The sequence below is a fragment of the Paenibacillus durus genome (genome assembly GCF_000756615.1).
GTDB classification, from domain to species: domain Bacteria; phylum Bacillota; class Bacilli; order Paenibacillales; family Paenibacillaceae; genus Paenibacillus_AQ; species Paenibacillus_AQ durus.
The window spans coordinates 3433533-3460532 of sequence record NZ_CP009288.1 but is presented as its reverse complement, the minus strand read 5'-3'; the positions used below and the strand labels follow the sequence as shown (position 1 = coordinate 3460532).

27 protein-coding genes and 1 riboswitch are annotated in these 27000 nt (G+C 50.4%); of the genes, 21 read left to right on the top strand and 6 right to left on the bottom strand.

Going from position 1 to position 27000, the window contains the following annotated elements:
* Positions 1 to 30 precede the first annotated feature (30 nt).
* Positions 31 to 945: a UDP-N-acetylmuramate dehydrogenase gene (gene murB / locus PDUR_RS14635; RefSeq protein ID WP_042206914.1), complete on the top strand. Its 915-nt coding sequence runs from the start codon at positions 31 to 33 to the stop codon at positions 943 to 945.
* Between the two features lie 123 nt (positions 946 to 1068).
* Here murB and PDUR_RS14630 read toward each other — a convergent pair whose 3' ends face one another.
* The 3 genes from PDUR_RS14630 to PDUR_RS14620 all read right to left on the bottom strand — a co-directional run bounded on the left by PDUR_RS14630 (position 1069) and on the right by PDUR_RS14620 (position 2987).
* Positions 1069 to 1404, bottom strand: a complete 336-nt coding sequence (locus PDUR_RS14630; protein WP_042206913.1) for a protein YmzB — start codon at positions 1402 to 1404, stop codon at positions 1069 to 1071.
* A 73-nt stretch (positions 1405 to 1477) separates the two neighbouring features.
* Positions 1478 to 2632, bottom strand: coding sequence for an MFS transporter (locus PDUR_RS14625; RefSeq protein WP_042206912.1), 1155 nt, complete (start codon positions 2630 to 2632; stop codon positions 1478 to 1480).
* Between the two features lie 61 nt (positions 2633 to 2693).
* On the bottom strand, positions 2694 to 2987 hold the full coding sequence (locus tag PDUR_RS14620; protein WP_025698635.1) for an ArsR/SmtB family transcription factor: 294 nt from the start codon (positions 2985 to 2987) through the stop codon (positions 2694 to 2696).
* A gap of 238 nt (positions 2988 to 3225) precedes the next feature.
* Here PDUR_RS14620 and PDUR_RS14615 point away from each other — a divergent pair, with 238 nt between their 5' ends.
* The 16 genes from PDUR_RS14615 to PDUR_RS14540 all read left to right on the top strand — a co-directional run bounded on the left by PDUR_RS14615 (position 3226) and on the right by PDUR_RS14540 (position 21453).
* Positions 3226 to 4422 (top strand): sulfite exporter TauE/SafE family protein, encoded by a 1197-nt coding sequence (locus PDUR_RS14615; RefSeq protein WP_052410233.1) that lies wholly within the window; start codon positions 3226 to 3228, stop codon positions 4420 to 4422.
* Positions 4423 to 4451: 29 nt separating this feature from the next.
* Positions 4452 to 6791 (top strand): heavy metal translocating P-type ATPase, encoded by a 2340-nt coding sequence (locus PDUR_RS14610; protein ID WP_042206911.1) that lies wholly within the window; start codon positions 4452 to 4454, stop codon positions 6789 to 6791.
* Positions 6792 to 6969: 178 nt separating this feature from the next.
* A riboswitch (PreQ1 riboswitch) is annotated at positions 6970 to 7008 on the top strand.
* Between the two features lie 133 nt (positions 7009 to 7141).
* A complete protein-coding gene (gene queF / locus PDUR_RS14605; RefSeq protein WP_025335111.1) occupies positions 7142 to 7642 on the top strand; it encodes a preQ(1) synthase in 501 nt (166 codons plus the stop codon).
* Between the two features lie 14 nt (positions 7643 to 7656).
* Positions 7657 to 8319, top strand: coding sequence for a 7-cyano-7-deazaguanine synthase QueC (gene queC / locus PDUR_RS14600; RefSeq protein ID WP_042206910.1), 663 nt, complete (start codon positions 7657 to 7659; stop codon positions 8317 to 8319).
* Entirely contained in the window at positions 8319 to 8798 is a 480-nt protein-coding gene (queD, locus tag PDUR_RS14595; protein WP_042206909.1) for a 6-carboxytetrahydropterin synthase QueD, read from the top strand. The genes queC and queD overlap by 1 nt, the downstream gene beginning before the upstream one ends.
* The gene (queE, locus tag PDUR_RS14590; protein ID WP_042206908.1) at positions 8795 to 9520 is read left to right on the top strand and encodes a 7-carboxy-7-deazaguanine synthase QueE; all 726 of its coding nucleotides are present in this window, start codon (positions 8795 to 8797) and stop codon (positions 9518 to 9520) included. Before queD ends, queE begins: the two co-directional genes overlap by 4 nt.
* A 579-nt stretch (positions 9521 to 10099) precedes the next feature.
* Positions 10100 to 10732, top strand: coding sequence for an ABC transporter permease (locus tag PDUR_RS14585; RefSeq protein WP_218918406.1), 633 nt, complete (start codon positions 10100 to 10102; stop codon positions 10730 to 10732).
* Positions 10733 to 10770: 38 nt separating this feature from the next.
* Entirely contained in the window at positions 10771 to 11547 is a 777-nt protein-coding gene (locus PDUR_RS14580) for an ABC transporter permease (RefSeq protein ID WP_042206906.1), read from the top strand.
* Between the two features lie 39 nt (positions 11548 to 11586).
* The gene (locus PDUR_RS14575; protein ID WP_052410232.1) at positions 11587 to 12660 is read left to right on the top strand and encodes an ABC transporter substrate-binding protein; all 1074 of its coding nucleotides are present in this window, start codon (positions 11587 to 11589) and stop codon (positions 12658 to 12660) included.
* 192 nt (positions 12661 to 12852) lie between these two features.
* Positions 12853 to 13548, top strand: coding sequence for an ABC transporter ATP-binding protein (locus PDUR_RS14570; RefSeq protein ID WP_042206905.1), 696 nt, complete (start codon positions 12853 to 12855; stop codon positions 13546 to 13548).
* Positions 13529 to 16003 (top strand): ABC transporter permease, encoded by a 2475-nt coding sequence (locus PDUR_RS14565; protein ID WP_042206904.1) that lies wholly within the window; start codon positions 13529 to 13531, stop codon positions 16001 to 16003. The genes PDUR_RS14570 and PDUR_RS14565 overlap by 20 nt, the downstream gene beginning before the upstream one ends.
* Positions 16004 to 16082: 79 nt before the next feature.
* On the top strand, positions 16083 to 16769 hold the full coding sequence (locus PDUR_RS14560) for a response regulator transcription factor (protein WP_042206903.1): 687 nt from the start codon (positions 16083 to 16085) through the stop codon (positions 16767 to 16769).
* Positions 16770 to 16822: 53 nt separating this feature from the next.
* Positions 16823 to 17821: a sensor histidine kinase gene (locus tag PDUR_RS14555; protein WP_233277574.1), complete on the top strand. Its 999-nt coding sequence runs from the start codon at positions 16823 to 16825 to the stop codon at positions 17819 to 17821.
* Between the two features lie 50 nt (positions 17822 to 17871).
* Complete coding sequence (locus PDUR_RS14550; RefSeq protein WP_042206901.1) at positions 17872 to 18549, top strand: ABC transporter ATP-binding protein; 678 nt, start codon at positions 17872 to 17874, stop codon at positions 18547 to 18549.
* Positions 18546 to 20987: an ABC transporter permease gene (locus tag PDUR_RS14545; RefSeq protein WP_042206900.1), complete on the top strand. Its 2442-nt coding sequence runs from the start codon at positions 18546 to 18548 to the stop codon at positions 20985 to 20987. The genes PDUR_RS14550 and PDUR_RS14545 overlap by 4 nt, the downstream gene beginning before the upstream one ends.
* Before the next feature lie 148 nt (positions 20988 to 21135).
* A complete protein-coding gene (locus tag PDUR_RS14540; RefSeq protein WP_042206899.1) occupies positions 21136 to 21453 on the top strand; it encodes a hypothetical protein in 318 nt (105 codons plus the stop codon).
* An 81-nt stretch (positions 21454 to 21534) separates the two neighbouring features.
* Here the strand turns inward: PDUR_RS14540 and PDUR_RS14535 are convergent, their stop codons facing one another.
* Together PDUR_RS14535 and PDUR_RS14530 are read right to left on the bottom strand one after the other, a co-directional pair.
* Positions 21535 to 21747 (bottom strand): hypothetical protein, encoded by a 213-nt coding sequence (locus tag PDUR_RS14535; protein WP_042206898.1) that lies wholly within the window; start codon positions 21745 to 21747, stop codon positions 21535 to 21537.
* 286 nt (positions 21748 to 22033) lie between these two features.
* A complete protein-coding gene (locus PDUR_RS14530) occupies positions 22034 to 22345 on the bottom strand; it encodes a catDE operon transcriptional regulator CatR (RefSeq protein WP_156130714.1) in 312 nt (103 codons plus the stop codon).
* 209 nt (positions 22346 to 22554) lie between these two features.
* Here PDUR_RS14530 and PDUR_RS14525 point away from each other — a divergent pair, with 209 nt between their 5' ends.
* The 4 genes from PDUR_RS14525 to PDUR_RS14510 all read left to right on the top strand — a co-directional run bounded on the left by PDUR_RS14525 (position 22555) and on the right by PDUR_RS14510 (position 26141).
* Positions 22555 to 23298, top strand: coding sequence for a GTP cyclohydrolase II (locus PDUR_RS14525; protein WP_042206896.1), 744 nt, complete (start codon positions 22555 to 22557; stop codon positions 23296 to 23298).
* A 123-nt stretch (positions 23299 to 23421) separates the two neighbouring features.
* Positions 23422 to 24474 carry an ABC transporter ATP-binding protein gene (locus PDUR_RS14520; protein WP_042206895.1) on the top strand — a complete coding sequence of 351 codons (1053 nt, stop codon included), beginning with the start codon at positions 23422 to 23424 and terminating at the stop codon, positions 24472 to 24474.
* 79 nt (positions 24475 to 24553) lie between these two features.
* Positions 24554 to 25348: an ABC transporter permease gene (locus PDUR_RS14515; RefSeq protein ID WP_042209384.1), complete on the top strand. Its 795-nt coding sequence runs from the start codon at positions 24554 to 24556 to the stop codon at positions 25346 to 25348.
* 4 nt (positions 25349 to 25352) lie between these two features.
* Entirely contained in the window at positions 25353 to 26141 is a 789-nt protein-coding gene (locus PDUR_RS14510; protein ID WP_179945158.1) for an ABC transporter permease, read from the top strand.
* Positions 26142 to 26200: 59 nt separating this feature from the next.
* Here the strand turns inward: PDUR_RS14510 and PDUR_RS14505 are convergent, their stop codons facing one another.
* Complete coding sequence (locus PDUR_RS14505; RefSeq protein ID WP_042206894.1) at positions 26201 to 26992, bottom strand: energy-coupling factor transporter transmembrane component T family protein; 792 nt, start codon at positions 26990 to 26992, stop codon at positions 26201 to 26203.
* Positions 26993 to 27000: the final 8 nt, after the last annotated feature.

Here is a 27000-nt window from a genome sequence, read left to right as displayed (position 1 = left end):
CATATGCAAAACAGATAAAGGAGCAGACCCATGGATATCGGGAAAATTCAAGAAGAACTGGAGAGGCTTGTTCCGACTGGAATAGTTAAAAGCCATGAATCGCTCAAACCGCATGTCTTCACTCAAATGGGCGGCAGGGCCGACATTCTGGCATCACCCTCGACTTACGAAGAAATTCAAGCGATCGTTACATATGCTGCCGAACAAGGCATTACGCTTACCATATTAGGAAATGGATCGAACGTGATTATCAGAGACGGAGGGGTTCGCGGGATCGTCCTGCACACGTCCGGATTAAGCGGGATCAGCGTGGAGCATGATGTGATCATCGCCCAGTGCGGAGCGCAGTTTATTGAGACCTCCCGTTTCGCCTTGGAGCACAAGCTGGCAGGTCTGGAATTTGCCTGCGGCATCCCCGGCACGGTCGGGGGCGCACTCTATATGAATGCCGGCGCATACGGCGGGGAAGTGGCGGATGTGCTGCAGAGCGCGCTTGTCGTTGACAAGAGCGGGGCGATGGCTGTGCTTGAAGGCGATGAGCTGAAATGGGGGTACCGCAGCAGCGTGTTCTCAAGCGGAGATTATCTCATTTTGGAAGCCCGGTTCGCCTTAAAGCCCGGAAACTACGATGAAATCAAGGCTTCGATGGATAAGCTGACCGAAATGCGGGAATCCAAGCAGCCATTGGAATACCCTTCTTGCGGCAGTGTCTTTAAACGTCCTCCGGGACGGTATGCAGGCCAATTGATTCAGGAAAGCGGACTTCAGGGAACAAGAATCGGTGGAGCTGAAGTATCGAAAAAGCATGCGGGATTCATCATTAATGCGGATAACGCTACGGCAAGCGATTATATCGGTCTGATTCAGCATGTAAGAGAGACAGTTAAGGATAAATTCGGCATTGAACTCGAAACGGAAGTCAAGATCATCGGGGAAGAGCTTTAAAGGGATGCATTACCCGACGCCAGCGGCGGGCGGGTAGGCGCAGCAGGACATAGTAAACTTATTCACATTTTTATTTTCAAAAAAGCTGCGGGGAAGTGCTCCCCGCAGCTTTTTGGCTTGTTCTTACTCGAGCGTAAACGTATATTTGGCCCGTTCCGTTTGTGCTTGTACTCTTTTCTCATCCGCAGAAGCGAAGGCAAGGCCGGTGACAGCGATCTCGAAGCTCTGTAGCGGCAGGGGGACGAGGTCGCCGTCCGCGTTCATCGTGCTGCCCGTGCCGTGCAGGATCAGCGCGTTGTCCAGATAATGATCAACGACGTCATCGGCATTCCGGTAATCGACACGATCCAGCTTAAAATAAACCTTGTCGCGGTCCTCCATCTCCTGTTTTTCGATAACAATCGTTCCGCCCGTATGCCCGTTAAGCCAATCGGCCAACATTTGCACATGTTCTTCCATCGTAAGATCCCATCCTTTGCCGCTTTGTCAGTCTTAATCAGTAATTTACCCTGCTATAACAAATTGAATCCATCTAAGATGCCGCGACTCCACTTTTTCGAAAGAGGAAGGCGGAGAGGACAAAGGAGAGCGCAGTTACCAAAGTAACGGCCATAAAGACGCCTGAAGTCTGATAAATTCCCCCGGCCGCGGCAGCTCCAATTGTAGTTCCGAGATACATCAGGGCGTTCGTCAGGGCCGAGACCGTTCCGCGTGCAGTGTCCGTCAAAGATTGAAGGATGCTTATCATAATAGGGAACAGAATTCCGGTAATGCCGAAGATGACAAGCAGTTCCGCCTTGATGCCCGAAAGACTGTGTGTCAGCGAGAGCACCGGGAACATGACACTATTCACCGCAATACCCAGCAGCAGCGTTGTAGAGCGGCCAATTCGCGTAGTAAGACGGCTGCCGAACAGGCTGCCAAGCATGTTGCCGACACCCAGATACAGCATGACTTGGCCGATTTGAGCCACATTCATTCCAAAAGCGCCGGAGAGCCAGGAGCCGAGAAAGGAGAAGGCGGCAAAATTGCCGATCTGAAAAATAAAATAGGCGGCAAAGGCGGTAACCGCAATCCGGGAAGAGAGCAGCCCGAAGTATGGCTTCAGGAGAGAAAGACGGTTTCCCGATGGGCTGCGGGGCGGAAGAGCTGGCAGCAGGAACAGGAGAAGCAAGGTCAGCAGGAGAGAAAACAAGCCGATGATGATAAAGGGAAGAGACCAATCGCGGGCGGCGAAAAAGCTGCCAAGCGGCAGACCCAGCATTTGGGCAATGGAGAGACCGGCGGTGGCAATGCCCATTCCCTGCAATATTTTGTCCTTGGGAAGCAGGATAGGAATGGACGCCCAGATTTGCGGGGATATGACGGCCGCACTGACACCGGCAAGAAAACGGAACAGGACCATGCTCCAGAAGCCGGCAGCAGCGGCGCATAATCCCGTGGAAATAGAGAATGCGGCCATCCCGAATACCATAACATGCTTACGGTTGAGCCGATCGGATATCGGTCCCGCCACCAGGGCAAATAAGGCATAGCCTAGAGCATAAGCGCTGACCATCCAGCCCGAGCTTGCCGTAGATACATGAAACTCATGCCTAAGGACGGGAAGAAGGGGACTGATCAGAAAGGTATCCGTGCCTATAGCGAACATGACCAGAAAGAAGAGTGCCAAACTTGATTTTTGCATAATAAGCCTCCTATTTCATTAGTTAAATAACTATTGAACAATATAGCTATAAAAAACCGGATCACAGGGAATCCAGGAATCCGGGCAAATAAGTGTCGAATGTCTCATAATGAAGCTGTATGTATTTGGTCTGAGCTTCCTTTCGGACAAGAATCAGCCCTGCCTCCCTCAGGGTGCGGAAATGGTATGAGGCGTTCGATTTGGAAGCTTCGCAGCGTTCTCCGATCTCTCCGCAGTTCAGTTCAGTACGGCTGCCCTTTAGGGTCCGAATGATCTGCAGACGGGTAGGATCGGCCAAAGCCTTGAAGATGCGCACACGTTGTTCGTCAGAAGCGGCAAGTTGTTCAATAGTCATAGAACTATTATATCGTCATGCGGCAGTCTGTCAATCGGAATGTCATAATGTTGCTACAAATTGAAAGGGAAAAGCTATACCGTAGTGAAAAATATGTTGTATAGTAAATTTAATTACATAATTCCTATTAAAAAACTAGGTTTAACGTTGACTGGAAATACCAGAGGCAGATGCAATCCCTTGCGGGGGTTGTTTCCGCCTCTTTTTTCATTATCCGGCTAACGGGAAAGGAGAAACGATGTCTCATCACTTGACGGATTCCAATCACGACAACGTGAAGCATCAGCAAATTCGTCTCATTCACAAAAGAACAGGGAGCATAGCGCTGGCTGCAGCGATTATAGCGGCGTATATACTGCTCCTGCTGCATCCCGAAGCGTTCAGCATGTTCCAGAATCTTATCATGATGAAAAACGTGCCGCAGCTAACCATGAACGCAAGTTACGGCATGATTTTGACAGTTGGCGTTCTAACCTCCTTTCATTGCGCAGGAATGTGCGGGGGCATCGCAATCGCCCAGTCCGTGCGTACCGGAAGCGGGCACGGCAGGCTGGACCGCTTTAGGCATTACGCCCCCTCCATCCGCTATAACGGAGGCCGAGTGATTTCCTATACGATTTTTGGCGGACTCGCGGGCGGGCTTGGCCAGGTGTTCCAATTTTCCGGTGTCTGGCGGGGGATTATCCCTTTGCTCGGCGGACTGTTCATGATCATTATGGGGATCAATCTGCTTGGTTTGTTCAAGGTGCTTCGCAGAGTGAATCTGAGCATGCCCTCATTTGCGTTCAACCTTATTAAGAGCGGCGCTTCCCGTCTCGGGCCGTTTGCGGTAGGGCTGCTGAGCGCGTTCATGCCCTGCGGGCCTTTGCAGATTATGCAGCTGTATGCTCTGGGTACAGGCAGCGTCGTTCACGGAGCTCTTTCCATGCTGGTCTTTTCCCTCGGGACGGTGCCCATGCTCTTCCTGTTTGGAGCCGTGCATCCAATGCTTAGCAAAAAGTTCGCCGGGCGAGTCCTAAAAGCAAGCGCACTGATTGTCATCGTTCTGGGACTGGTCATGCTGAATAGAGGATTTGCCCTAACCGGCATTTCCCTCGCTAACGGTAGCGATCATTGGAGTGACAATGCGGTGATTGCTCAGCTGGCCCCGGACGGCAAGACACAGGTTGTGGAAGCGCGGGCGGGAAAGGACAGCTATCCGCAGATCGTTGTGCAGAAAGGAGTTCCGGTCAGGTTGAATCTCTATGTGGATGAAGAGGATTTGAATAGCTGCAACAATACCGTAAGCCTTCTTGGCTTCAAGATCGAGCAGAAGCTTCATGCCGGAGACAATACAATCCGGTTTACACCTAATGTGAAGGGCGAGTTTGTCTACACCTGCGGGATGGGCATGATCAAGAGCAGCATTATTGTCGTAGAGGATATCAAACCATAGCAATGCATACCAAGGAAGGAGGGGTCAGGATGGCGGAAGCTACCCTTCGTGTATACGGAATGACCTGTACGCTATGCTCTATGACCATAGAAGCGGCGCTTAGCAAGTTGAAGGGGGTCCACAGCGTATCGGTCAGTTATGCGACAGAGAAAGTGCTTGTTGAATATGAGGAAGAGACCCTCGATCTATCGGAGGCTGTACGTGTCATCGAATCCCTGGGCTTTTCAGCAGGCGTCAAAGGAAAAGAACAAGAAAATGGCCGTCGCAGCGGCAGACAGCGGGAAATGAACAAGCTGAGGACTCGTCTTATGATTTCCGTCCTGCTCAGCCTTCCGCTTTTTGTAGCGATGCTGCTGGGAGGCCTTGGATTATGCCATGATGTAATCTATGGGAAGCAGGAAACGTGGTTCTCGCAAATTCTTGATAGCATCAGACAAAAAATGCTATGGATGCATAACTGGAAAATCCAGCTGGCGCTTGCCGCTCCCGTACAATTCATTATCGGCTGGCCTTATTACAAGAACGCCTTCTATTCCCTTAAAGCGAGAAAAGCTACCATGGATATTCTGGTCGTGCTCGGAACGAGCGCTGCGTTCGGCTATAGCTTATATACGGTTCTATATAAAGAGACCCTGGTGATCGCCGGGATGCAAAATATTTACTTTGAAGCCTCCACCGTAATCATTACCCTGATTCTCCTTGGAAAATATCTGGAAGCGGTAGCCAAGGGAAGAACCTCCAGCGCCATTCGCGCTTTGATGGAACTGGAGGCCAAGTCGGCCCGCGTTGTCCGGGGTGGGGAGGAACAGGATCTGCCTATAGCCGAAGTGCAGGTGGGGGATGTTGTCATCGTTCGCCCGGGCGAGAAAATACCGGTGGACGGCATCGTGACGGAAGGAAGCTCGTTTGTGGACGAATCCATGCTCACAGGGGAAAGCACTCCGGTGCAAAAAGGGGAACACGATACCGTCATCGGTTCTTCCTTCAACCAGCATGGAACTTTCAAATTCCGGGCAACCAAGGTGGGAGGGGAAACCTTCCTTGCCCGAATCGTACAAATGACGGAGGCGGCTCAGAACAGTAAAGCGCCCATTCAGAAAATAGCCGACAAGGTGGCGACCTATTTCGTCCCTTTCGTCCTGCTTGCTTCATTAATAACGTTTTCGATTTGGTACTGGGTGATTTACGGGGGAACGGTATTTTTACTGGACCTGGCATTGATCAACGCGGTAGCGGTGCTGGTTGTATCCTGCCCGTGCGCCCTTGGGCTGGCTACCCCTACCGCCATTATGGCCGGCATGGGCAGAGGCGCTCAAAACGGGATTCTCGTCAAAAACGGTGAGCAGTTGGAGCGGGCGGGAAAGATTACGACGGTGGTCTTTGATAAAACCGGAACGCTGACATCCGGCAAACCGCATTTGACCGATCTTATTGCGACGGGAGGCGCAGACCGTTCATTAAGCCAGGACCGTATCCTGTTCTTGGCCGCCGCTGCGGAGAAACGGTCGGAGCATCCTTTGGGTCAGGCTATCTATGAAGCCGGAGCGGCTCGGTTCCCGGAGGGCATACCCGAACCTGCAACCTTTTTCGCTGTTCCGGGAAAAGGGGTTTGCGCTTTTGTAGACGGGGCCGAGGTGCTGGTAGGTTCGCCGCTGTTCCTTGCCGGGTACGGCGTGGATCTGGAGCGGTTCGACGGCCAGGCTTCGGAGCGGCTTCGTCAAAGCGGGAAGACGACCGTGTTCATAGCTATCGACCGGGTGCTGGAAGCTGTGGCAGGATTAGCAGATGAGCTTAGGGAAGGGGCGCTTGAGGCTGTTGCCGAGCTAAAGCAAATGGGACTTGAACTGCATATGCTTACAGGCGACAACCGCCGGACGGCCGAAGCTATAGCCGCGCAATTGGGAATTCAGCATGTGGTAGCGGAGGTCCTTCCGGAGAGTAAGGCGCAGGAGGTTGAGCGGCTGAAGCAAAAAGGGAAGGTTGTGGCCATGATTGGAGACGGGATCAATGACGCCCCTGCCATGGCAACGGCTGATATCGGCATTGCTATTGGATCGGGAACAGATGTGGCCATCGAGACAGGGGACATTGTGCTGCTAAAAGACAACCTTCTCGCTATTCCATCCGCGATCCATCTTTCGATCAAGACCATGACCATTATCAAGGAGAATCTGTTCTGGGCCTTCATCTATAACCTGCTGGCAATTCCTTTGGCAGCCGCAGGCTACCTAAATCCGGTGGTGGCTGCCGGCGCCATGGCCTTAAGCTCCCTGTCCGTCCTGTTTAACTCATTGCGTCTGAGACGCTACAAGCCGGGACACCTAAAAGTTTTCCAAAGCAAACGCCGTTTGCAGGAAATTCGGTCATAATCAGAAAGAACAGTATCAGGCTCCTGCGGCTCGTTCTCCGGCCTAAACATAATGCGGCTCATCAATGGCGCTTTCCGCCGTCGGTGAGCCGTTTGCGTGTCTTGTCTAACCGGCGCTTCCTGTGGTATAGTTCTAGACGCATAAAGAATAATTGAAGAAGAAAATCTGCGGGTTTTTCGCAGGAGAGGTTCGCAAACTCCCTCTATAAAAAACTAAGATCCGATATGCCCGAAGATGGGTATGTCCATTTTTCACGTTCTTAGTCAACATGGATCAGGTTTGATGAAATCTCGTTCTTCTTTCCGAATACCGGCGGAGAATGCCGAAGGAAAAGAGAGGGATTTTTTGTTATGTCCGAAGGAAGATTGAAAGAAGAAATGCCGGACGTTACGCTGCTGGGCAACCAGGGGACGCAGTATAAGTTCGGTTACGCGCCCGAAGTGCTGGAGACGTTCGATAACAAGCATCCGGGCCGGGATTATTTTGTAAAGTTCAACTGTCCGGAATTTACGAGCCTGTGCCCAGTGACCGGCCAGCCCGATTTTGCCACCCTGTATATTTCGTATATTCCCGAGATCAAGATGGTCGAGTCCAAATCGCTCAAGCTGTATCTGTTCAGCTTCCGCAATCACGGTGATTTTCATGAAGACTGCGTCAACATCATCATGAACGATCTGATCAAGCTGATGGACCCGCGCTATATCGAGGTATGGGGCAAGTTCACCCCACGCGGCGGCATTTCCATCGATCCTTACTGCAACTATGGCCGTCCGGGAACCAAATATGAAGCAATGGCCGAGCACCGGCTGCTGAATCATGATTTGTACCCGGAGACAATCGACAACCGATAAGGAGAGATTCGAGCATGAACAAAAAAGCGATGGTCGTCTTCAGCGGCGGACAGGACAGCACAACATGTCTGGTATGGGCATTGAAGCAGTTTGAAGAAGTGCAGGTCGTGACCTTTAACTATAATCAGCGGCATGCGGCCGAAATTGAAGTCGCCAAGGAAATCGCCGCCCATTTCAATGTGAAGCAGCATATTCTGGATCTGGGCTTGCTGAACCAGCTTGCGCCGAACGCTCTGACCCGCGGGGATATTGAGATTAAGGCGGGAGAGGACGGGGAGCTTCCGAGCACATTTGTCGACGGGCGGAATTTATTGTTCCTGTCTTTCTCGGCAATACTGGCCAAGCAGTTCTCGTACAACCATATTGTTACAGGCGTATGCCAGACGGATTTCAGCGGCTACCCGGACTGCCGGGATGTCTTCGTGAAGTCGCTGAATGTTACGCTTAATCTGTCGATGGATTACGAATTCGTTATTCATACCCCGCTTATGTGGCTGGACAAAAAAGAAACATGGCAGATGGCCGACGAGCTCGGCCAGTTTGACTATATCCGCGAGCATACGCTGACCTGCTACAACGGGATCAAGGGAAGCGGCTGCGGCGAGTGTCCGGCCTGCCAGCTGCGAAATCGCGGCCTGAAGCAGTATGAAGCGATCAGAAAGACGGTGGGCCGCTAATGCTGCATGAGGTTTCGGTATGTAAAATCTTCTCGTTCGACGCGGCGCATCAACTGGTAGGGCATAAAGGGAAATGCGCCAACGTTCATGGGCACACGTATAAGCTGGAGGTTGTGCTGAAAGGCAAGCCGGTCGCAGAAGAGGGGCGTTCCGATGAAGGCTTCGTCGTCGATTTCGGCGATATTAAAGAGCTGGTGAAGGAACGAGTTGTCGACCGGCTGGACCATGCTTTTCTCGCCAAAGGCGACGAGCCCGTTCTGGAGGCCCTTAAGACGAGCGGCTCGAAGACGGCGGTGCTGTCTTTCCGTACGACGGCTGAGAATCTGGCCAGCTACATCGCCTATACACTGAAGACGAGCGGCCTTCCGGTGTATTCCGTCAAGCTGTGGGAGACGCCGAGCGCTTGGGCTGAGGTCCTTGCCGCAGACATCCCCGAAGAAGGTCCGTCTTACCGGTTGTATGGAGGCTGCGATCTATGAGCGCCAAAATTCCGGTAATCGAAATGTTCGGGCCGACGATCCAGGGAGAAGGGGCGGTCATCGGCGTCAAGACGATGTTCGTCCGCACCTACGGCTGCGATTACCGCTGCGCCTGGTGCGATTCCGCCTTTACCTGGGACGGAACCGGTAAAGACAAGAGGGTCATGATGGACGCCGAAGAGATTATGTCCGGTCTGACGGAGCTTGGAGGCGACCGTTTCGACTGTGTGACGATATCTGGCGGCAATCCGGCGTTGATCGGCGAGGGACTGTCCGAGCTGATCGGCCTTCTTCATGAACGCGGCATCAAGGCCGCGATTGAAACCCAGGGCAGCCGCTGGCAGGACTGGTTCATGGAGGTGGATGCTCTTACCATCAGTCCGAAGCCGCCAAGCTCGGGGATGCCGACTGATTGGGAAGTGCTGGACAGCATTATGGCGCGGGTTCGCACAAGCGGGAAGGGTGGCCACAGCTTGAAGGTCGTCGTCTTTGATGACGAAGACTACAAGTACGCGGCCCAGGTTCATCACCGTTATCCGGATGTTCCGTTCTTCCTCCAGCCAGGGAACGATAATGTCACGGAAGAAGGCGACATATCGGCGCGTCTCTTGAACAAGCTGGAGTGGCTGTTTGAGAAAGTGATTGTCGATCCAGAGATGAACGCCGCCCGTGTTCTCCCTCAACTGCATGCATTGATCTGGCACAACAAGCGGGGAAAATAATTTAGGCGTGTGGTTGACTGCCACCACGTATCGCCCCACCGCGCGTTGGGAGCTGCACGCGGTGCAGAAGTTATTCATACAACCAGCGACATTTGTCTGTGAAATTTGTTTCTTTTTCTGAAAATGTATTTTATTTATTACAGCTTGTTGACAGTGTAAGATGAATGATTGACAGTTCAGCAGGCAATCATTTAGGATGTAAATTAAATAATTCCGATAAACAAAGTATGGATTTTAACGAAGCTGACTGGATCGCCAGAGGCCGGACCCAACACCTGTATACAGGTTGTAGGTCCGGCCTTTTGCTTTTTAAAAAGGTCGGCTTAACCAGATGAAGGAGGGGAAGCAACTGGGGGTTGGATTTTATACGAGGGGAGTTCATATGAATAATTTCAATTATAACCATCAGAATGGACTGATCATCACATGCTTAAGGCTTTGAAGTCAATTCATCATGCGCTGACAAGCTACTATCTGTTTTTTTTGCTTATCATCATTTGGGAGCTTGCTCCCAGACTTGGATGGGTCAGTGCTGTTTTCGTCCCTCCTTTTTCCAGAGTTATTAAGGTAGGAGCGGATTTGGGAGTCGGAAATATTCTGCTGTATATTGCAATAAGTCTGAAAAGGGTGTTCGCAGGTTTCTTTATATCCACTTTGCTGGCTCTGCCTCTTGGATTTATACTGGCTGGCGCGCTTCCATGGCTGGCCCGGTTCATTAGACCGTTCACCCTGTTTCTTTCCCAGATTCCGCCCTATATTCTCTTTCCCGTATTCGTCATTATTATCGGCATAGGCGAAGGGGGAATCTATACGGTTATCTTCTGGTCATCCTTTTGGCCGATACTGTTCACTTCCATTGCCGGGATCAGCCAGGTTGATCCGCTTCTTGTCCGGGCAGCAAAGGCCATGAATGCCAGCCGTATTCAGATTTTTTTCAAGGTGGTGCTTCCGGCGGCTTTTCCGGCGATCATGACCGGCATGCGGACAGGCCTCACGATGAGCTTCTTTATGCTGATTGGCGCGGAGAGCATGGGAGCGGATAAAGGGTTGGGCTGGCTCATTCACAATGCGCAAAGTATGGGATTCATCGAACGGATTTATCTCGGAGCCTTGATCGTGGCTGCGGTCGGAGCGCTGCTGAATTTCATTCTGGATTTTCTGGAAGAGAACATCGTGGACTGGAAAGAGGTCGCGGAGGAACAGACCGTTTAGCATGATAAGACTGAATAGACAGTGAGGTAACCTAACACATGAGCACGTTCTGGTTAAATCTTAGAAAAATTGGCTTTGGAAGCATTCCGATTATTCTGTTCTTCATTTTCTGGGAGGTCGGAGCGGGAATGGTGCCCAAAGGCGTAATTTCCCCGCCTTCAGAGGTTATTAAGATTCTATGGACAGCGGCAACTTCCGATGTGCTGTTCAAACAGACCGCAGTTAGCCTAGGGAGAGTAGGCATGGGCTTCGTACTTTCCATTCTCGTTGCCCTTCCGTTAGGCTTTCTTCTCGGAACATTCTTCCAACCTGCCGAGAAGCTGCTGCTGCCCTTCTTTCGGATGTGCGAGAAATTGAACCCGTTTGCCATCATTCCGATATTTATGATCTTTTTCGGAATTGGCACAGCCGAGAAAGTGGCGGTAGTCTTCTGGGCTACCCTGTGGCCGCTGCTGTTCAATACGATGGCCGGCGCCAGAGCCGTTGACTATTCGCTCATACGCGCAGCGAGATCGATGGGTGCGACGAGACGGGAGCTTTTTCTCAAGGTAATCCTGCCGTATGCGCTGCCCAACATCTTTATCGGCGTTGAAATTGCAGCTCAATTGTCCTTCTTCATGATTATCGCCTCGGAAGTCATTGGGGCCAGCACTGGACTGGGCTGGTACTATATCAGCGCTACAACCAAGTATCAACTGCCGCTAATGTACGGCATCATACTTTATATTACGGTGTTGTCCATCCTTATCAATCTTGCATTTGGAAGGTTAAAGAAGCACTTTCTGGTATGGAAAGAAGCCGTTCAAATTCATTAGGCGGTTCAATATTAAAAAATGTTCAGGAGGTTAAAAGAAATGGCAAACAAGAAGAAAACAAATTTCATTATTATCGGTTCTTTGGCGGTTGTTATTGCCGGCGGGATCGGAATTGGAAGCTATTATGGAAGAACATCGGACACGATCCAAGGTGCGGCTGGCCTTAAAAATCTCAAGGATGCGAATAATACAGCGGCAAATTCCGGCAAAAAGGTAATCACGCTCAAAACCGATACCAAATTGAATTGCTCCTCAACGCCTTGGGTCATCGCAGAGAAAAAAGGATTCTTCGCGGAGGAAGGTCTGGAAATCAAATATACGGGTGAGTTGAAAACGGAGCAGAAGCTTCCGGCCATTCTGAACGGAACCAATGATATCGGAGGGACATTGCCTAATGCATTGGCTACATATATTGCAGGCGGTGCCAAGGTCAAGGCGGTTACTTTGGGCGAGGTTGACCCGCCGGATAGCGTTGATCCCAAATTCCGTCATATGCGGTATGTGACCAGTGAGAAATTTGCCGGTAAAACATTAAAAGAGTATGTTGAATCGAAGAAGGGAGCCAAAATCACGGTCAGCGGCACCGCCCCGAACTGCAGCACCTTTATTTTTAATGAGATTTTTAGAAAAGAAGGATTGGACCCAAGCCAAATCCAATATGTCGCTTTCGAATCGGATACGGCTGCCATTCAAGCTGTTCAGCAGGGCAACCTGGATGTCGCGGGCATTCATCCTCCGTTCTACAAGCTGGCCAATGATTCCAAGCTCACCCTGCTGGCCGATTCCCATGATACAGGGCTGGGTGCCGCATCGGGCGCTTCCGTTTATTACTTTACCGATAAATTTATCCAAGAGAACCCGGAAGCTGTTCAGCGCTTCGTGAACGCCATTAAGAAAGCGCAGGACTGGGTTAATCACAATACGGACGAGTCCGTCAAGCTGACTGCCGAATATATCGGACAACCGGTAAATGCCACCCACTATTACTTTACCGACAAAGGTCTGCCAACCGACCTCTTCCAGCCATGGATTGATGATCTGGTTCAGTCCGGCACACTGAAGAAAGACCAAGTCAAAATTGACGATATCGTCACTACGCAGTTCAGCAGCTAAATATCACTTAAGACCGCACGCGAGCCGTTCGCTGTGCGGTTTTTTAGAAACGGCTTCGTTCTTCCGTGCAGGAGGAGGGGAGCCGTTTTTTCTATTGAAGGATGTCCTGTAAGACTGCCTTGTCATGAGAATGTAAGAACTATCCCATATAATGGGTCGTGTAAAAATACACCGAGAAATGGAGAGGATAAAATGTCTATATTGCAGGCAAGCGGCCTGATTAAGCATTACGGCAAAGGGTCTAGTGCAGTTCGTGCGCTTCGAGGAGTAGATTTGGAAGTTCAGGATGGAGAGTTCGCGGCGGTGGTCGGTACATCGGGAAGCGGGAAGTCCACGCTGCTGCATTTGCTTGGCGGGCTGGACCGGCCGACTGAAGGGAAGGTTTTAATCCGGGGCAAAGATATTTATGCGATGAACGATGACGAACTGACGATTTTTCGCAGACGAAATATCGGGTTCATCTTCCAGCAGTATAATTTAGTACCCGTACTGAATGTGTATGACAACATCGTTCTGCCGATCGAATTGGACGGAAACCGTCCCGATAGTGAGTTTGTCTCGCATGTCGCCGAAACGCTGGGGCTGACGGCGCTGCTCCATCGGCTGCCGGGTCAGCTCTCCGGGGGCCAGCAGCAGCGGGTCGCCATCGCCAGAGCGTTGGCGGCCAAGCCTTCCTTTGTTCTGGCGGACGAGCCGACCGGCAATCTGGACAGCGCTACGAGCCAGGAAGTAATCGGGCTGCTGAAGGTGACCAGCCGGCAGTTTAATCAGACGATGGTGATGATCACGCATAACGAGGAAATCGCTCTGATGGCCGACCGGGTGATCCGGATCGAGGACGGTCAGATTATGGAGGGCAGGGTCTATCATGTTTCCAAACAATACTAAGATCGCGGTAAACAAGCTGGCAGCCGGGAGCATGCGAATGAGCCGCACAAGAAACCGGTTTGTTATTCTGGCTATTATTTTGACGACCTGGCTGATTACCTCTTTTTTTAGCATCGGCATGAGCGTTTCCAAATCATGGGATATGCAGGAGGCCAAGCTCGCCGGAACGATTGCCCAGGCCGTATTGTCCGCTCCAACAGAAGATCAGCTGGAGAAGATGAAGGCCCTTGATTATGTCCAGGCGGTCGGACTTCAGGCCGTGCTTGGCGCCGCTGAAGGCATTTCGGGCGATCCGGACAAGACAGCCCATTTGGTCTGGTATGATGAGACCGAATGGAACACGATGCGGGGGCCTGCTATTGACGGATGGAAGGGAATGTATCCCGCCGCCGAGAACGAAATTGCCGCTCCGCTGGAGCTGCTCCGGCAATTGGGGATCGATAAGCCCGAAATCGGGATGAACCTTCCTCTAAGCTATACCGTGGTGTCTGGGGGCAAGGCGGTGCAGCATAAAGAGACTTTCAAGCTTACTGGCTGGTTCAAGGACTACTCACAGCTGGGCTCCGGAGACTTGGGCAGTCTGCTAGTATCGGAGCCATTCGTGAAACAGAGCGGAGCCGCGATGCAAGATGTCGGTGTGGCATCTATTTTATTCACGGACAACAAAAATATTGAAAAATTAATGGATAACATGCGGCAGGATCTTAAACTCTCGAAAGGCCAGGAGCTAAGCCCCGCATCCGGCATATCGTATACGGACAGCGGAAGAACATCGACGCTAATCGGCTATGGCGGATTGGTTCTATTCGTAATGCTGAGCGGCTATCTGCTGATTTACAATGTGCTGTATCTGTCAGTTGCGGGCGATACCCGGTTTTATGGCCTGCTGAAGACAATCGGCGTCACGCGCCGGCAGATCCGGACCATGATTCGGAGGCAAGCGCTGCGGCTCGCGCTGATCGGCATTCCAATCGGTTTAATCGCCGGAGCGGCTACTTCGTTTGGTATTGTGCCGCTTGCCTTGAACACGATTGACTTACAGGTTGGCGGAAGCATCTCGTTTCACCCGCTTATTTTTGCCGGAGCGGCTCTGTTCGCCCTGATCACGACGATGGTCAGCTGCATCAAGCCGGCCAGGGTTGCAGGCAAAATCTCGCCCGTGGAAGCGGCCAAATACACCGGAATTACTCCTTCTTCCAAAGCGAGAATGAGCAGCGGCGGCTCGAAGCTGCACCGGATGGCGCTGCGCAACATCTTCAGAGTAAAAAAACGTGCGCTCGTCGTATTTTTGTCCCTGTTTCTAGGGTTAACCACCTTTCTGGTTATCAACACTCTGGTGCTCAGCATGAACCCGGAACATTTTGTGGACGATTATATGCGGCATGATTTTGAATTGACCCATGAGTCCGGAGGGGATAAGCAAGCTGTAACACCCGAGCTATTGGCGAAGATCAAGTCGATCCCCGGGGCAAAAGACATTAGAACCACATATCTCGCGAATGCCGTGCTGGATTATGATCCCAAAGTGTTCGGAAAATACGTGGATGAATTCAAGGCGCGATATATGGGAGGCGGCTCGGGGGAAGTCGATTTTACGAAAAGGCCCGATATGTTCAGTGGGAATGTGATAGGGCTTGACCCGGCCGACTTTCGTGAGGCGAATCAGAAGCTGCCAGCTCCCGTAAAGGTGGAGCGGTTTGAGATCGGTGAGGTGGCACTGCTGGATGGGGAAATTCCCGCTTTCAAGGCCGGAGACAACTTTACAATGAAGATTGCGGGCGCCGCTAAAAAAACGAAGATGGAGATCGGCGGAATGACAGGCTTCGATGGCCTGGTTACTTTTCGTAAAACTGCTCCCAATGTGTATATTAGCCAGACTGCTATGAAGCAAATCTTAAAAGATCCGATTATTTATAAAGTCTCCTTTAATGCGGATCGGAAGGACTGGCCGGAAGTCGCAGAACAGGTCAAAGCGGCAATTGCCGGAAACGGTGATCTGAAACTGGAATCCAAAGTCGACATGATGAATATGATGCAATCGGCCAAGCTGGCGTTCTATATTCTCGGCGGGGGACTTGCGCTGATTCTCGCCCTGATCGGCCTGTTGAATTTCGTCAACATTATGATTACGGGCGTTCTGGCGAGGAAGCCGGAGCTGGCCGTGCTGGAGAGCATCGGGATGACGTCGCGGCAGATTAAAAAGCTGCTGCTGCTTGAGGGAGCCTGGTATGCGTTCATTTCCTTACTGCTTGTCACCGCGTTTGGGAATGCGCTCGGCTACGGCGCGTATCGGCTCTTCAGCCAAGAAGCGACGTATGCGGTTTATACCTTCCCGGCCATTCCGCTTTTGGTAGTGATTGTGCTGGTGGCCGCAGTTTGTCTAGTGGCTCCCGTTGCCGCTTTCAGGCGGGTTCGCAGCTCTCCACTTCCCGAACGTCTGCGCGAAGCCGCCTGATTCCGGGCGGGGAATGCGCAGCATGTCGCTGCACGTCTCCGGCGGTCCTTGATAAACTGAAGGCGGAGGGGTGAAGAAGATGACCACCATTATGATCGTTGAAGACGACCGGCTGCTGCTTGAGGGATTGGCCTATACACTGGAAAAAGAACGATATGAAGTGCTGGCGGCCGGCTCTTACAGAGAAGGCGTGGCTTACTTTCAATCCCATAGCATCCAGCTTGCCATTCTGGATATCCGCCTGCCCGACGGCAGCGGCACCGACTTGTGCAGGGAGATCCGCCGGAGCTCCGGCACGCCCGTTATTTTCCTTACAGCCAACGATACGGAGCCGGAAATCGTCGCCGGCTTCGACCTTGGGGCGGACGACTATATTTCCAAACCTTTCAGCATGGAAGTGCTGCTGCGCCGGATAAAGGCTGTCTTAAGAAGGACCGGGGAAGATGAAACCGGAATGGAACGTTATTTTATTTATAAAGATTTGAAGGTCGATTACGGCAAAATGACGGTCTGGAAAAACGAAGAGGAGCTGAAGCTGACGACGACCGAATACCGGCTGCTTGAAGCGCTTGCGCAGAACAGCGGACAGGTCATGACCCGTGAAATGCTTCTGGACCGGCTGTGGGACCAGTCGGGGAATTTTGTCGATGAGAACACGCTCAGCGTCAATATCAAAAGGCTGCGGGATAAGCTGGAGGACGATCCCAAAAACTGCCGGTACATCAAGACGGTTTTCGGCATCGGCTACACATGGGGTGACGGATGAACAAGAATTCGTTCCGAATCTTTTTGTTAAGGTGGGCGGTTATATTGGGATTCGTGTCCGTCCTGTTCGTCATGCTGATGTTATACTTCCGTCCAGAGCCTCCGGTCTTGATCGGCGGTTTCGTCTATATTGCTTGCGCCGGCGCGATATGCGCGGGGTTCATGTTCTCTGTGCGAAGGGAAATGGAAACCGTTCTTACGCAGCTCTCTGAAATGATCCAGAGTCTTATTTACAGCCGGGATAAACAGATATTTTCGGTGACCGAAGATACGCTGCTGTCCAAGCTGCAAACCCAAGTGATTCAACTAACCGGAATCTTGTCCGTCCAAAAAGAACGATATTTGAAAGAAAATAGAGAGATTAAATCGTTAATCTCAGACCTCTCGCACCAGCTTAAGACGCCTCTCGCCAACCTGGCGATGTACAGCAGTCTTCTTGATGACGCCGGATTGCCCCCGGATAAGCGTCTGGAGTTCGGCAAGCGATTAAAGAGCCAAATCGATAAGCTGGCATGGCTGATGGACAACCTGATCAAATTGTCGAGACTGGAATCCGGGATTATTTCTATCAAGACAGAAGCGAAAGATCTGGGTAATACGGTGCTTGCCGCAATCAAGCAGGCGTTCCCGGCGGCGGAGATGAAGAACGTAACCATCGAGTGGAAAGGCGGACAGGGAATTTCGCTTTGCCATGACGCCAAATGGACGGCAGAAGCCATCTATAACGTGATCGATAATGCTGTAAAATACACGGAGCCGGGCGGGAACATCATCATCACACTCATAGCCTATGATCTGTTTGCCAGAATCGATATCGCGGATAACGGACAGGGAATTCCGGGCGAAGAACTGAATGCCATATTTAGACGATTCTACCGCGGGTCGAATGTACGGGATGCGGAAGGCATTGGTCTCGGACTGTATCTGACCCGCAAAATAATCACCGAGCAGGGCGGATACATCAAGACGGCATCCGAGCCCGGCAGCGGCAGCACATTCTCGCTGTTCCTCCCGCTGGGTCGGGCATCTACGGGAAAAGATGATTTCCTGTAATAAAAAGTTCGGTCTTATTATCTCTATATAGTAACAAGGAGTGTATTGAGATGCCATTAATCGAAACGAAACAGTTGGCCAAGAAATATGGTCAGGATGAAACGACGGTGCAGGCTCTATATCCGCTTGATCTTACGATTAACGAGAATGAATTTTTAGCTATTGTGGGACCGAGCGGGAGCGGGAAAAGCACGCTTTTACAATTGCTTGGGGGCTTGGATACTCCGAGTTCCGGCAAGGTAACTATTGAGGGACAAGATTTATATGCAATGAATGAGAGGGAACGGTCGATTTTTCGCAGAAGAAATTTTGGATTTATCTTTCAGTCGTTTAATTTGATTCCGATCTTAACAGCCGAAGAGAATATTACTATGCCCTTGTTGCTGGATGGGAAAAAGCCGGATTTGACATATCTGCGTGAGCTTTCGCGTAAATTGGGCATCGAAGAACGATTGCACCACCTGCCGGGGCAGTTATCAGGGGGGCAGCAGCAGCGGGTTGCAATTGCCCGTGCGCTTTCCGGGAAACCGAAGATTGTCTTTGCGGATGAACCGACAGGTAATCTGGATACCCGTATCGGAGAAGAAGTACTTGATCTATTGATTGAATCGGTACGGGAATTCGGCAAGACGCTAATCGTAATCACACATGACCCCAAGGTAGCTGAGCGCGCTTCCTCTGTATTAAATATAGTGGACGGCCGCATTATGGAAGGGGCAAGACAATGAACTCTTACCTGCAATTTGTTACGAAAAGCTTGTCCCGGCAAAAGATGATGGCTATTCTGGCGGGTATAAGCATTATTCTGGCAACCACGCTTCTTACAGCGCTGGGCTTGTCCTATTCCCTCATGAAGGATGCCATGATTCACCAAGCTGAAGAAGTAGGAGGACACCATCATGCCGTCATTTACAATCTGGATCGTTCGACCGCAGAACAAATACGACATGAGCCACTAGTCAACGATGCTGGTTTAAGTCTTACTTTAGGAGCATTCACGCTTCCTGGCGGGGGAATAAATGTAACCATTGAAGGTTTTGATTCCGAAGTTCGTAGTATGCAAAATGTGCAGCTGCTTGAAGGGAAGTTCCCGACAAAAGAGAATGAAATTGCGCTTGAGCAGGCCGTTCTTAAGCAGATGGGAATTACCGGAGAGATTGGGCAGAAGATAACGCTAGATATCAGCTCCATCAATGGTTCCGCTGGCCATGAGTTGAGACAGACATTAACATTTAAACTCTCGGGAATTTTGAAGAATTCTATAGGCACAAATGCAACTAATATTGGTTTAGGACTCGCTAGCCCGGATGCGGCAGTGAAATTGTTGCCGGTAGACTATCAAAAATATTCCATATTTATCAGAGTTGCCGATGGTCATAATCCCGAACAAGTCATTTCGGACATTGCCCGAAAGTATGAAATTAGTAAGAACCAAATTCTTTACAATGACATGTTGATGGCTGCGCAAGGCTATAAAGGCAGTTCGATCCGCGATTCCAGCCTTGGCTGGGTATTGACGGGCGGATTAGTGCTGCTCGCCGCATGTCTTGTGATCTATAATGTATTTCATATTTCGATGTTACGCCGAATTCCTCAGTTTGGCATGCTGCGGGCGATTGGAGCCGAGCCGAGGCAAATTCGTTCCCTTGTACTCGGAGAAGCTTTTCTTCTGTGTATTATTGCTATTCCACTCGGAATGCTTGCAGGCGCCGGGTTTGCCGAGTGGCTATCGCAAATGATTGCCGGTTTGTTTAATCCGGATATGCTGGGGGTTTCCTCCACCAAAGAAGCTCAAGAGGTAATAAGAAGCTATCATTCCCTTTCCTATTGGCCGTTTGTATTAGCAGGCTGTGTCAGTCTGGCAGCCACATTGCTCTCCGTACTCGTTCCGTCACGCAAGGCTTCCCGTGTGTCGCCTACGGTAGCCATAACCGGTCGTGCCGCCGTTTCAATTCCTGTTCGCCGCAAGAGAACTGCCCATAATGTTGCACGAATTCGCCATTTCGTCAGCTATATGGCACGGCTGAATCTTAAGCGAAATCCGGGCCGGACCTTTACCACTATGTTATCTTTATTTATGGGAATTGTCGTTTTTGTATCCATCCATTCTTTTTCCATGTCGCTAAGCGGTACTGCTAAGGCCGATCAGCTGCTTGAGGGAGATTACGACCTGTTTGTTAATCAGAATAATAAACAGGCAGGATTCTCCGAACAGAATGTAACGTCCATTGAATCTCTTTCGGGGATCAGGGAGGTGCGAACAGCTCAGTATCAGCATGCCGAAAAAGACGATGTGCAAATAAAAGGGGCACCGGTATTATCGACGAATGAAGTATTTGGTTATAATCCGTCGATGCTAAGTAAATTAAAGGAATTCATGCTGCAAGGCTCTATTGATGAAGCAGCTTTAAAACAGGGAACAGGGGTCATCGCAATTAATCCTATGAGCGTTGAAGGGGTTCAACTTCCGCACCTTAAAGTGGGCGATAAAATAACCGTACATGGAAAAGAAATGACGGTAGTTGGAGTGGCAGGTGGGCATGCCTACCAGAGAACCTATGACAGGTTAGGCTATGATGTTATCATGCCTTCGGCTGTTTACCAGGAGCTCTATGGCCGATCCGACGTTCAAGCGGTTCAACTTTTTGTCGATCCTCAAGCAGATCGTCATTCGATCGAGACCGCACTTGGTGCGATCAAAGATAAAGTCCCATCCTCCACATTGGTTTCTCATGAAGAGGCTCAGGCTCAGGTTGCAAACACCAAACGTCAAATGAATATCCTTGCCTGGGAATTTATCGGTTTTGTCGGACTCATCGGAGCGTTAAACATCTTTAATACAAATTACACAAATATTCATACCCGTACGGTAGAGTTTGGAACCATGCAGGCGATTGGAATGGAGAAAAGGCAATTGTTCAGTATGATTATATGGGAAGGATTGCTATATGGATTGGTGGCGGCATTAATTGGAGTAGTCGCAGGGAGTGGAATCTCATACTTCTTACACTCAATAAATGGCGATTTGGCTTCTTGGCGGTTTCCGTTTGTTGAAATTGTTTGGTCCTTTATTGGCGCCATTGTCATTTGTTTAGTCTCTACTTCGTTGCCTTTAAGAAAAGTGAATCGGATGTCAAGTATAGATAACTTGAGGGCGATTGATTAGATTTTTTTATGTTAAAAAGATGAAGATGAAGTTGAACGCCCGTGCCGTCCTCTCCGAGAGGGCGGTTTATCTTTTTATCAGAAAAGTATTGCAATTTCTATAATACCGAGTATAATACTTGGTATAAAGAAAGCGAGGAGAGATAGAAATGTCTGTCGATGATTATCTGGACCTGTATAATTATGCTAAGCAATTAGGCGATGCCCAGTGGCAGGCCGATCTGCTTACTTCCTTGAAGAATTTCAAGAACATGACAGAAGCGGAAATCCGTGAACAGAAGGTTAGAGAAATGTGGCTCCGTTTTGACCATATTAACGCGAATTTGCTGGAATTGTTCGACAAGCTGCGTACCGGCGGGGACGATAATCAGGCGAGAGCCTGGAGAGAGCGGGTCTGGGAGCTTAAGCTGGAGAGAATCTCATTGGCAAAAGAACTTCAGGACAAATACATCCATTTGCGTCACTAAACCATAGATAAAGCCTGAAAAGGGCATAAAAAAAGGCATGCAGTTGTCTGCTCTGCCAAGACCGGATTCAATTTTGAAAAATTACTTAGACATTGGCATGCATTCACGCATCATCGTCATGCACATTGTCATCATTTCATCGCAGTCTTGCATTTTCTTCATCATCATATCCATGTTCATGGACTCCATATTCATTTCGGACATTTTTTCCATGCACATTTTCATGCTGTTCATCTTAGCCATCATGTCTTCCATACACATACACATCATCATTTCCATACACATGCTTTCCATTAATCATTCCGCCTCTCTATTAAATTGGTGTCATTGACTCTTTTAAATTACTATATTTTTCTTACCATTTCAACGGTATGGCAGTAATATCTCATGAAATTATTCTATAATATGTCATAGTTATGTATATTTCTACCATATACATGTCATTAATCCGAATACTTCGACAGTCCTTTCGAGCGAGAAAGGGCTGTATTTTTGCGTAGATGGAATGATTTTGCATGAAAAAGCGCCTTATTCATTTCCCCGAAAGGGAACGGATAAAGCGCTTAGAAGTTCCGGCCGATCACATGGTGGACCCAATTTCGATCCATTCCGTGGACCAACTGCCAATCTCTTTTAAAATAGGAGCCAACGCCGCACCTTTCGCAGTCAGCGAATACTCGATCCGTACCGGAATGTCGGGGTATACCGTCCTTTGGATAATGCCCTCGTTCTCCATTTCCTTCAGCCGGTCGGAGAGCACCTTTCCGCTGAGATTGGATAGGCAGCTTTCAATTTCACCAAACCGGCGCGGACCGGAGATCAACACAAATACGATCAGTGCGACCCAACGCTTGCTCAATAGATCGACCGCTTTTTCAAAGCGGGGACACATAACGAAATCCTTCAATTGCATCACCTCACATTCATTATAACATAAACTTACAATAAGTAATTATAAATATTTAATTATATATTATAACTTGACGAATATATATTACAATGATAAACTTACTTACAAATAGTTACTTAACGTTTATTAACCCGACTACTCTACTGTGAGCGGCGATGGGGATGAAATACGATATTAAGGAAGGTGCGCTCATGATCAAGCCCGAAGTTGTTTCCATACTGAAAAATAAAATTCAAACCATTGAACGGAGCGACTCCGCCAATATTCTGGTTGGGCCGATCACGCTGCCGGTAAATTTAAATGGGGAGACCGTTACGTTTAAGTGGTACAGTTGGCTCCATGTTACGGATGAAGAACGGAACGAGATCATGGGGGAAGAGATGACGGAGAAGCTGATCGGCCGCCTGGTCGGGATGAAGCTTGCCGACAGCCAGCAGTCCAGCGTCTTGGTGTACGGGGATTTTGAAAATGCCGACACGGCGCTGATTCGGATGCATAGCATCTGCCATACGGGGGATATTTTTGGCAGCAAGCGCTGCGATTGCGGCTTCCAGCTTCACCAATCGATGAAGATGATCGTGGAGAACGGCTCCGGCGCTCTATTTTATCTGGCCAATCATGAAGGAAGAGGCATCGGGCTGTTCAGCAAGGCTATGGCTTACCTTCTTCAGGAAGAAGGCTATGATACCGTGGAAGCGAACCTGGAGCTGGGTTTTGAGGATGATTCCAGAAGCTATGCGGACGCCATCAGTGTGCTTCAGCGCCTTCGCAGCAAGCCGGTCACACTGATCACGAACAATCCGAAGAAGCTGATGGCGCTGAAAGCCGCCGGTATGAATGCTGTGAAGCGTGTACCGCTGTGGGGCGATGTCTCCGTCTTCAATGAGAAGTATTTGCGTACGAAAGTAACCCGTTCCGGCCATCTCGGAGCATAGGACGGGGAAATACTGCCGGGAATTATGGCGAGGTAACAAGGAGAACGGAGTAAAGGGTGGTGCTTTTTAGCCCGTTCCTTTATAATGCACTTGAATAAACTTAAATGTTTAGCGAGGTATATTATGGTAGCGATCGATGTGCAGGATTTACGAAAAACCTTTAAAGTGCAAAAAAACCGCGGAGGCCTCAAAGGGGCCTTCGTTGATTTGTTTAAGCGGGAATACAGTGAAGTGACTGCGGTCAAAGATATCTCGTTTCAAATCCCTGAGGGTGAAATCTGCGGATATATCGGCGAGAACGGTGCGGGGAAATCAACAACCATCAAGATGCTGACAGGTATTCTCGTCCCGACTTCCGGGCGGTTGACTGTCGGCGGCTATGTGCCGTATGAAGAGCGGGAGAAGTTCGTCCGGAATATCGGCGTCGTGTTCGGCCAACGCAGCCAGCTCTGGTGGGATATTGGCGTGATCGAGTCGTTCGAGCTGCTGCGCAAGGTATACCGTGTCGGCGAGGCCGATTATAAGAAAAGATTGGACGAGCTTGTAGAGAGACTTGAGCTTCAGGAACTGCTGAACCGTCCTGTCCGCAAGCTTAGTCTTGGGCAGCGGATGCGCTGCGAGCTGGTAGCGGCCCTGCTGCATAATCCGTCCATCGTGTTCCTCGACGAGCCGACGATTGGTCTTGATATTGTCGTCAAGTCGGAAATTCGGTCATTTCTCAAGGATATGAACCGTGAACATGGTACGACCATTCTGCTTACAACCCATGATTTGCAGGACATTGAGGCGCTCTGTTCGCGGGTCATCATGCTGGATGACGGAAGGATTATTTACGATGGAGGGCTGGATGAACTGAAGGAGCGCTGGGGCACCGGCCGTGAAGTGGCCTTCCAGTTCGGCACCGCCACGAAGCTTGACCGTCTGGAACAGCTTACATCAGGGATGCCCGTAAAATGGACAGCCGAGAACAATCTGGCTGCCACAGTGTGGATTCCGCTGGAACTGAACGTGTCGGATGTGCTTGGGCGGGTGGTCGGTCAAGCCGACATCACCGATATTAAGATCATCGAGACCAACACGGATGATATCGTCCGCAGTATTTACCAGTCCGGATCGGCGAATAAGACGGAAGAGGCGATGCTGGCGCTACCCCGGGAAGGAGCCGGACATGTCTAATCGTACATCCGTTGCAGGGGCTTCACCGGGAGGCGGATATAGGGGAGACGAGGGGTCTAAACGTGTGCAGCGCAGATTGCTGTTAGAGGCGTATTTCGATTTCATCCGCATCCGCTTTTTGACCATGCTGGCGTACCGGCTGAATTATTATACCGGAATCTTGATCTACTCCCTCAATATCGGCGTCAATTATTTCACCTGGAAAGCGATATACGGGCAGGGAGAGTCATTGGGCGGCTTTACGGCAGCGCAGATGACAACCTATGTGGCTGTATCATGGATGGCCAGAGCGTTCTACTTCAATAATCTCGACAGGGAAATCGCGACGGATATCCGTGACGGAAGCATCGCTATCCAGTTTATCAGGCCATATAACTATGTATTTGCCAAAATGATGCAGGGCTTCGGAGAAGGAATGTTCCGTTTCCTGCTGTTTATGATCCCTGGCATGGCTCTTGCCATGCTGCTGTTTCCGGTGCAGCTTCCGCATGATCCGGCGGCGTGGGCCGGCTTTTTGGTCATGCTGTTTTTCAGCTTCCTGATCAATTCGCAGATTAACATCATTACAGGGCTGCTGGCCTTTTTCGTGGAGAATAACGAGGGATTGATGCGGATGAAACGTGTCGTTGTTGATCTGTTCTCCGGCCTGATCATTCCGATCAGTCTGTTTCCGGGCTGGCTGTCCTCCATCCTGAAGCTGCTGCCGTTTCAGGCGATTACGTATCTGCCGGGCTCTGTCTTTACCGGGCGGGTGCAGGGCGTGGGGATTTGGAACGTATTTGGCATTCAAATCATTTGGTTTGCGATTCTGCTGATTCCGCTGTTCTGGTTATACCGCGCGGCAAGGCAGCGTCTGTTCGTGCAGGGAGGCTGAGGAAGTGTTGTATCATTTGGGACTGCTGTCCGAATATTTGAAAAACTACATGAAGACCCGGCTCACCTACCGTGCGGATTTTTGGGTAGAGGTGCTCTCGGATCTTCTGTTCCAGGTAACGAATCTGGTATTTATTTTCGTTATCTTTATGCATACGAACACCCTTGCTGGTTGGAGCCAGAACGAGGTGGTCTTTGTTTACGGCTTCTTTATGGTGCCTTGGGGCGTGTTCGCCTGTTTCGTGAATATGTGGAATTTCAGCGAACGCTATATCGTCAAAGGGGAAATGGATCGTATTTTGACGCGTCCCGCCCACAATCTGTTTCAGATTTTTCTGGAAAATGTGGACCCGCCCTCGCTAATCGGCTCGCTGATCGGGCTGCTTATTATGGCGGTCAGCGGCTTCAACCTGGGGCTGCCCTTTGAGTGGTGGACGGTTCCAGCGTTAATCTTGCTGACGATCAGCGCTACGGCCATTTACACGGGGATTTATACGACTCTGACGGCGCTGTCTTTTTATTCGGACGCACCCACAGGCATCATTCCGCTGATGTACAACATTCAGTCGTACGGCCGCTATCCGGTGACGATTTACAACCGGGCGATTCAGGTGCTGTTGACCTGGATTCTGCCGTTCGCTTTTGTCGGTGTCTATCCGGCGGGGCTGTTCCTCCAGCGTGAAGAGATGACGCGGATGGCGCTGCTAACGCCGGTCATGGGTGCAATCTTCCTGTCCATTGGCTTGTTCGTCTGGAACCGGGGAGTGCGGAAATATAAGGGAGCGGGATCTTAAACGTCGCTGCCTGTTACTTGAGGAAGAAGCTTCCGGCGAAAGCCGGGAGCTTCTTCTAGTTATGCCATAAATACAAGCAGCAAGTTGCATAGGGCAAAGACAAATACCGCATAGTCACTGAACCTGAATCGGTAAATACGGATCGGTGTTCTTCCCTCATCGCCTTGATAACAGCGGGATTCCATCGCTACTGCCAGATCCTTGGCGCGCAGAATGGACATCACGAACAGCGGCATCAGCATCGGTAGGACCCCGCCGAAGCGGGAGGCGATTCCGCCGCGATGAAAGCCGCCTCCCCGGGCAAGCTGCGCTTTGCGGATTTTATCAAACTCCTCGATGAGAATCGGAAGAAATCGCAGCGCTATAGAGAACATCATGACGGCTTCATGAACCGGCACGCGCCATTTTTTCAGCGGCTTTAGCAGAATTTCCAGGCCTTCCGCCAATGTAATAGGAGAGGTCGTCCGAACGAGCAGCGACAGCAGAAGAACAATGCCGGCAATCTGCTCGCACATCATCACTCCTCTCAGCGCTCCTTCGGAAGAATAGCGCAGCCAGCCCCACTCTACCATATTGTCTCCCGGACCCGGAGTGAGCACAGCCTGGTAAATCATCGTCGAGAGAAAAAATATCGACAAAGAGAGAAGCGTGACGGCCAGCACCTTCCACGACAGCCGTGCAATGCCCCACATTGTGAAGAGCAGCGCCAGTTGGGCTGTTTTCAGCGCGAGATGATGTGTCAGGAGCAGGGCGGCTCCGAACAATAAAGTAGCTATGATTTTCATGCGCGGGTCCCAGCGCTCCAGCCAAGAATTTTTCTTCTGATACAACAAGAAACCATTAACGGACATAAAGTATT